The following is a 6708-nucleotide window of genomic DNA, read 5'->3' as shown; positions in this document are numbered from 1 at the left end:
CTGTGGCTACGATGAAGCAACAGAAACGTCTTTTGAACACCGTCGCGAGTGGRTTGAAGCGAAGATCAAACAACTCAGCAGYATYTATTGCATTGATATTTGYGCCTACTCAGTAATGAGTAACCACTACCACCTGGTAGTGCATATTGATAAAGAGAAAGCACAAGCGTTAACAGATCAGGAAGTCATTGAACGCTGGTGTACCCTTCATAACAAACCGGTACTGATCCAGCGGTTGCTGACTGGTGATACYAAAAGCGACGCCGAATTCAACGCCTGCAAAACCATCATCGACGARTGGCGTTCTMGACTCGCCAACCTCAGCTGGTTTATGCGTGAGCTCAATTTAGATATCGCCACACAGGCGAATAAAGAAGATAAATGTACCGGACATTTCTGGGAAAGTCGCTTTAAGTGCCAAGCATTGCTGGATGAACAAGCGCTGGCTGCTGCAATGACCTATGTCGATTTAAATCCCATCCGTGCTGGCATTGCCAAAACGCCAGAAAAGTCTGATTATACGTCGATAAAAGCAAGGCTTCAGGCTCTGAAAAATGAAAAGCTAACGGCTCCTTCACTTCACCCTTTCATTGGTAACCCAAACAACGCCATCATCAAAGGGATCCCTATGCGATTGATGGATTACATAGAGCTTGTTGACTGGACAGGTCGACAGCTTCGCAAAGGTAAAACAGGGTATATTGAATCCAACACACCGCCAATCCTGCAACGTTTAAATATCGAGCAGAAAAATTGGTTAAAAGCCTGCACCCAATTTGAACGACAACGTGCGTTGCTCATTGGCTCATCGCGATCCATTCAGGCTGCTATGGTAACTTTCAACCGTTCTCGAGCACAGGGTTACAGGCTCACCACGTAAATAGCCTTAGATAATTAAAAGCTACCACCTAATTTCTGTCTCAGAAGGATAAACCTTCCTTCCAATAACCCATAAACACAAAATTGCTTCAGGTTYAGGCKATTACRAGCAAGAAAAGCAACAATGCTATTTCGGATGTATTTGACCAACTTAATGATGTCAGTCTTAGTGACTTCTTAAGTATGCCTGTCCAAGATACATGACCAACTTAAGTATGCCTGTCCAAGATACGTTTATTCAGGCGAAAAAATATCATCCAAAACAACAAAACCATGTTTGTTATACTGCTCGATAGCCAAAGGGGCAATCGGTGGCGCTACATCTTTGGGGGCATAAACAACCGGATTCTTTCTTGCAATCATTTTTGCTGCCTGGCCATTACGAGATGAATAGAAGTCAAATACGGTTGTGCAATCACATTCTATTAGCTTGTTGGCAATGATTTTATTCATAATATTGATTTAAGTCTGTAATTGCTTTTGCTTCCAATTCATAAGCACCTTCGACATTGTGCACTTCTTTTCCGTTCAGAGGAGGGTTAAATACACAAGCCATTTTCATTTCTTTAAACGCGCGTAAAACGTGCTTATCATTTTTATCCAAGATATAAATTGTGCCAGGTTCAATTCGATACTTCGTGCCGTCATCCAGATTTTCCACTTCACCTTCACCAGAGATACAATAGACAGATTCCAAATGATTTTTGTAATGCATTTGGAAATCAGCCCCTTCATAAATCGTGGTAATGTGAAAAGAGAATCCCATTTTATCTTCTTTCAATAACAGGCGAGTACTCTCCCAGTTCCCATCGGGTGAAACGACTCTTCGCTTGGATTGGTTTGCATCAGATAAATTTCGTACGATCATACATCTTCCTGATTCTTAAATTTTCTGGATTACAACGAGTATGGTTTGTCTGTCAAAGCTAACTTTCATTAAAATAGGTTTTTTCTTCTGGAATTTCTGTCTCTCTTGCACATACTTCCCTAATTGCTGACTCCACAATATCAATTCCTTTTTTTAGGTTTTCATCAGTAATAATTAAGGGGCACAAGAACTTCACAACTTGATCATCTGCACCACTGGTCTCAATAATGAGTCCTTTTTTGAACGCACAACTTGTTATTTTCCCCGCAATATCTCCATTGACACAATTTATGCCTTGAAACATTCCCCGTCCTTTAGTTGTAAAATTGCCTTCGCCATACTTGCTTACAATGTCTTTTAGACGATTTGAGGTGTATTGGCCCTTACGTTTGATCTCTTTTGAAAATGTATTATTCGACCAATAATGCTCGATGGCCGTTTTAGCCGTGACAAATGCCAGATTATTACCTCTAAAGGTGCCGTTATGCTCTCCTGGTTTCCACTGATCTAATTCTGGTTTCATCAACACAACAGCAAACGGTAAGCCGTAACCACCCAAAGATTTAGATAAGGTAATAATGTCAGGTTCGATTCCAGCCTCTTCAAAACTGAAATAATCGCCAGTGCGGCCACAACCTGCTTGGATGTCGTCAACAATCAATAAAATGCCGTGTTTTTTGCAAATAGCCTGAAGGTTGCGTAACCATGCAAAACTGGCTGCGTTAATGCCGCCTTCACCCTGAACGGTTTCAACAATAACAGCTGCTGGAGAATTGATACCGCTGCTAGAATCAGATAAAACTTTATCGAGATATTCGGTCGTATCAATGTTTTCGCCCAGGTAACCATCGTATGGCATACGGTGCGTACCGGTTAAGCTTACTCCGGCGGCATCACGGTGATGTGAATTTCCCGTTGCAGCCAGTGAGCCAAGACTTACTCCATGGAATCCGTTGGTAAAGGTCACAATATTTTGTTGCCCAGTCACATTACGAGCAATTTTCATTGCCGCCTCAACGGCATTAGTGCCTGTTGGGCCAGTGAATTGGACAATATATTCCATACCACGAGGCTTAAGAATTTTGTCGTTAAAGGCCTGTAAAAACTCGCCCTTGGCCTTGGTGTGCATATCAAGGCCGTGAGTAATGCCATCGTTTTCGATGTACTTTAATAGCTCTTCTTTGAAAATTGGATTGTTGTGGCCGTAATTAAGGGTTCCTGCTCCGGCTAGAAAGTCCAGATATTGATTGTCATCTTCGTCCCACATGAATTCCCCTTTCGCTCGATTAAATATGCGAGGAAAGGAACGGGCATAGCTCTGGACTTCGGATTCTATTTCATCAAAGATTTTCATTACATTTCTCTTAATTTTCTAAAAGGGCCAATGCGCACAAGCATCTCTGAGTGATGTAATCCATCAAAGTGAGCTTCTCTGTCCAGCCACGCGGATGGCTGGAAATCTGCTGACAGCTTCGTTGCTATGCTTTTAAATAAGGCCCAGGATGCTTGATTGTCTTGCGTAATGGTCGTCTCTAAGTAGTTGATATCCTGACAGGCTAGGCGAATAAGAATATGTGCCAACATGCGGGATGCCAGGCCTAAGCCTCTGGCTTGCTCGGCAACGGCCACTTGCCAGATAAACAGCGTATCTGTCCGTTCCGGAACCACATATCCGGAAATAAATCCTACTAATTCTCCATCTATATCCGCAGCTACCGAGGTATCTGAGAAATGCCCGCACTGAAGCAAATTGCAGTAGCTGGAATTTGTGTCTAGCGGCGGACAACGTTCCACCAAGCGGAAAACAGCCATACCGTCTTTGAGTTCAGGTGCTCTTAGTACAACATTTTGTGATGAAGACACAGAATACTCCTCATGATAAGCAAGAATTTAATTAGTTGTCTAAGCATTATTTTCATTGGAAATCATTGGACCCCGCCGCCAGCAAGCCATCCCTAACCTAAATTCTAATGTTTGCCATGCTTTTTTGTTTTGAGTACTAAATATAGCAGGTGAAATAAAAAATGAGTTTCAACCATGAAAATTAATGTCTATGTGGGATGGTCATGGCAGGAAGGGATATGAATGAGCTTAAAGTATGCTGTGGGCTATGTTGCAAGTGGGGGCGCGGTTTGTGATACCTTTTTTTATCCGAAACACCCGAGTTAGAGCATAAGACCAAACGCAGTTTTGTCCCAGCCTTTGCCAAAACCTGCTCGTAGGAATGCTGACTCTGCCTGGATAGTTGCTACACTGGGTGAGTGATAGGGTCTAGTCCGTTAACACATTGGTGAATAGTCGTTTTCTCATACTGATTATATTCAGAAACCTTGCTGTCAAATATTGTAATTGTCTGCTTTTACCAACATGCTAATTATGTGACTGACTCATAAATTTATTTTTATCGTTCAAGGCTGGCAGTTTTTAAATTAACTAGGAAATATCATGACAAACCGTTTGATCGTTCTTTTGCCCCTCGCGTTCTCCCTGGTACTAGCAGGCTGTAACAGCGAGACAAGTAATTTGCCCGACCAGAAGCCAGATTACGCCTATGAGCTGGACACCTGGCAGGAAAACTCCGAGGTTTATGAGTTCACCCCCAAAGCAAGCCCTGATCGTGCCTGCATCATGCTCATGCTAGATTCTGGCAAAGACATGGGGTTGTCCTGCATCCCTAAAGGCACCCAGGGTAAAGCAATCAAGTTGCTGCCGCCTGACTTTGCCTATGAACTGGACACCTGGGCTGAGAACTCCGAACTCTACGAGTTTACCCCGCGCTCAAACACGGCCTATTCGTGCATCATGTACATGCTTGATTCTGGTAACGCAATGGGGCTGCGCTGTGAACCCAAGGCCGCCAAAGCACCGACAACTCTACCTGCGGGCTAACCGCCAACACCGATCTACCACCGGGAGCCTTAGGTCCAAGCCATTGCCATTACTATTTTTGTGTAAGCTTGAACAAAGAACCCAGCCTATCGCGGCTGGGTTCTTGAATGTGGAGATCGTGTTGTCAACTCTCGCACCCCTAAGGTTGTGGGCAACACAGCTAACTTTGAGATACTTTTCCTTATCCGAAACGGTTAGGTCGGAACATAAGCTCTAATTTAATTATGTCCCCTCTCTACTTAACTGCAGATTTTAACTTAACTGCAGGTTTTATGGTAAGCCACTGACTCTGCCTTTATCGTTATTGTCCGGCAGAGCCACATTCAGAAATAAACGCCCTATCCCGCTCGCTATGAAAAAGCAAGATGTAGCTGGTGCAGCTATTACACAAGGGATTTGGTTACTAAACCAAGTTGGCTATTCGCACTTGAAATTGTTTAGTATCTTGCTCAACCGCACACTGCCACCCCATCTTTTGACAAAGGGTTGTTACTAGGTACAGCCCTACGCCGTAGCCATAATCATTGGATTCATTTGAATAATCAGTTTCAATAGCGATCGGATTAGTGATCGTTAAACCTGCAGTACCTTGAGCCCGGCAGCTTCTGCGTCGGTAACTAGTTGATCGTCTGTCGTACTGTCATCAAGAACTGTGACGGCTAATGTATTGCTATTGATGAATCGTGCCGTGCCGTCAATGTGGCCAGTTGTGCCATCTTCCGGGTAATGACCATAAGCCCAGACAATGGTGTGCACCCCGAGCTTTTCTTTTAAGATGGCTTCATGCTCTTGCGGTGTCATGCCAGGATTGCGCTGATCCTGGCAATCCCAATTGATCACCAGAACGCCATCGCCATTCACCTCGACATTACCTTTCTCTAGTATGTAGTCAAGATATTGTTCAGACTCGACATTTAGCTGCTTGGCAACATAGTCTGGGATGAGATTATCATTGGTGTAGCTAACATCGCCGCCAAAGTTGCCTCCCCAAGCGTCAAAACCCCRGTTTTGAATCCATGTTTTCTTACCGTCGGTGACATAAATAGGCCCGTTGTCACGCATCCAGGCGTTGTCGAATGGCACGACATGCCACTGAATGTTCTTATCAGCGGCACCGAGTTCGGCCAATAGTTGCTGAGCCTGACTTTTTTCCTGCTCGTTGCGAGTAAGCATGTGCACTGGCTGATATTGCTGCACGACTGAAACGATCCTGGCGAATGCCGGGCGCATATCCGCTTCCCACTGATCAGGATATTGCATCCAAACTCCGGCTTGGGTTTCCCATTCAGCAGGAACACGCACATTAGTTGTGTTGGCTGAAGTTATTGTGGGTGTTGGTGTTGAGTCAGCAGAACATGCAACCAAAGCTGCCGAAGCACACAAAATAGCGATATTGAGTAGTTTGCGTGAAGAACTGAACATAAGCATTTCATTTTGTTTGCACCGAATTGACAGCGCTAGTTTAAGAAAGGCTGGGTAACGGGAAGGTAACGTACAATGATCCAACCACCGGTTATTGCACCTTGATCATCGTTCCGCTTTACAGACCGACGTAGCTGTAATCATTAGGCCCTAAGAAGGCAAATCTTCCCAGCTGATTATCAGACATCAGATACAATCTCACTGACGACGGAGTGACAGTGTCACGCTGTATTGTCAGGTAACCTTTAATCGTAACGAAAGAGATCTGCTGATGTCATTGCTCAGCCGAGGAATTATGGTTTGGCAGATCCGGATAAATAAAAATCCGGGACCAAATTTGATCCCGGATTCTGTCGATATTTAGGATTATTCCCATCCAATAGAATATCCTAAAGGAGACGCTTTATAATTTATTAATATTCCCAATGGCTGATATCGTGCGCCCCTGCAAATTGATTAGGGAAGTAATCTTCACACGTACCTTCACGCCATACATCTGCAGTTGCACAGTGTAGGCCGCCGCCAAAGGCATAAGCGTCACGCAAATCAACAGGAACAACATCGAAACCAAGCTTATCAAACTGCTCTTGCTGGGGTTTTTCCGATGCTTCGACACACACTGTTTTATGGTCAAGGATCAGTGTATTCAT

General features: G+C 44.1%; 7 protein-coding genes and 1 pseudogene. 2 read left to right on the top strand and 6 right to left on the bottom strand.

Features of this window, described 5'->3' with window-relative positions:
• Positions 1–880, top strand: an 880-nt coding sequence (locus tag L4D76_RS28210) for a transposase (RefSeq protein WP_428444146.1), incomplete at its 5' end; no start/stop codon positions are given.
• A gap of 233 nt (positions 881–1113) precedes the next feature.
• On the opposite strand, the gene L4D76_RS28205 is transcribed toward L4D76_RS28210, so the two are convergent.
• The 4 genes from L4D76_RS28205 to ectA are packed head-to-tail and all read right to left on the bottom strand — an operon-like array spanning position 1114 to position 3610.
• The gene (locus tag L4D76_RS28205) at positions 1114–1332 is read right to left on the bottom strand and encodes a hypothetical protein (RefSeq protein ID WP_428444145.1); all 219 of its coding nucleotides are present in this window, start codon (positions 1330–1332) and stop codon (positions 1114–1116) included.
• Positions 1325–1747 (bottom strand): ectoine synthase, encoded by a 423-nt coding sequence (locus tag L4D76_RS28200; protein WP_428444144.1) that lies wholly within the window; start codon positions 1745–1747, stop codon positions 1325–1327. Before L4D76_RS28200 ends, L4D76_RS28205 begins: the two co-directional genes overlap by 8 nt.
• Positions 1748–1805: 58 nt before the next feature.
• Positions 1806–3101: a diaminobutyrate--2-oxoglutarate transaminase gene (ectB, locus tag L4D76_RS28195; protein ID WP_428444143.1), complete on the bottom strand. Its 1296-nt coding sequence runs from the start codon at positions 3099–3101 to the stop codon at positions 1806–1808.
• Positions 3101–3610, bottom strand: coding sequence for a diaminobutyrate acetyltransferase (ectA, locus tag L4D76_RS28190; protein WP_428444142.1), 510 nt, complete (start codon positions 3608–3610; stop codon positions 3101–3103). The genes ectB and ectA overlap by 1 nt, the downstream gene beginning before the upstream one ends.
• Positions 3611–4192: 582 nt before the next feature.
• On the opposite strand from ectA, the gene L4D76_RS28185 reads away from it, so the two are divergent.
• Positions 4193–4636, top strand: a complete 444-nt coding sequence (locus L4D76_RS28185; RefSeq protein ID WP_428444141.1) for a hypothetical protein — start codon at positions 4193–4195, stop codon at positions 4634–4636.
• Positions 4637–5209: 573 nt separating this feature from the next.
• On the opposite strand, the gene L4D76_RS28180 is transcribed toward L4D76_RS28185, so the two are convergent.
• Complete coding sequence (locus tag L4D76_RS28180; protein WP_428444140.1) at positions 5210–6058, bottom strand: agmatine deiminase family protein; 849 nt, start codon at positions 6056–6058, stop codon at positions 5210–5212.
• A 413-nt stretch (positions 6059–6471) separates the two neighbouring features.
• Positions 6472–6708, bottom strand: a pseudogene (locus tag L4D76_RS28175) (serine/threonine protein kinase); the annotation flags it as partial.

The sequence above is a fragment of the Photobacterium sagamiensis genome (assembly GCF_050337085.1).
GTDB classification, from domain to species: domain Bacteria; phylum Pseudomonadota; class Gammaproteobacteria; order Enterobacterales; family Vibrionaceae; genus Photobacterium; species Photobacterium sagamiensis.
This window is presented reverse-complemented; position numbering and strand designations above follow the sequence as displayed.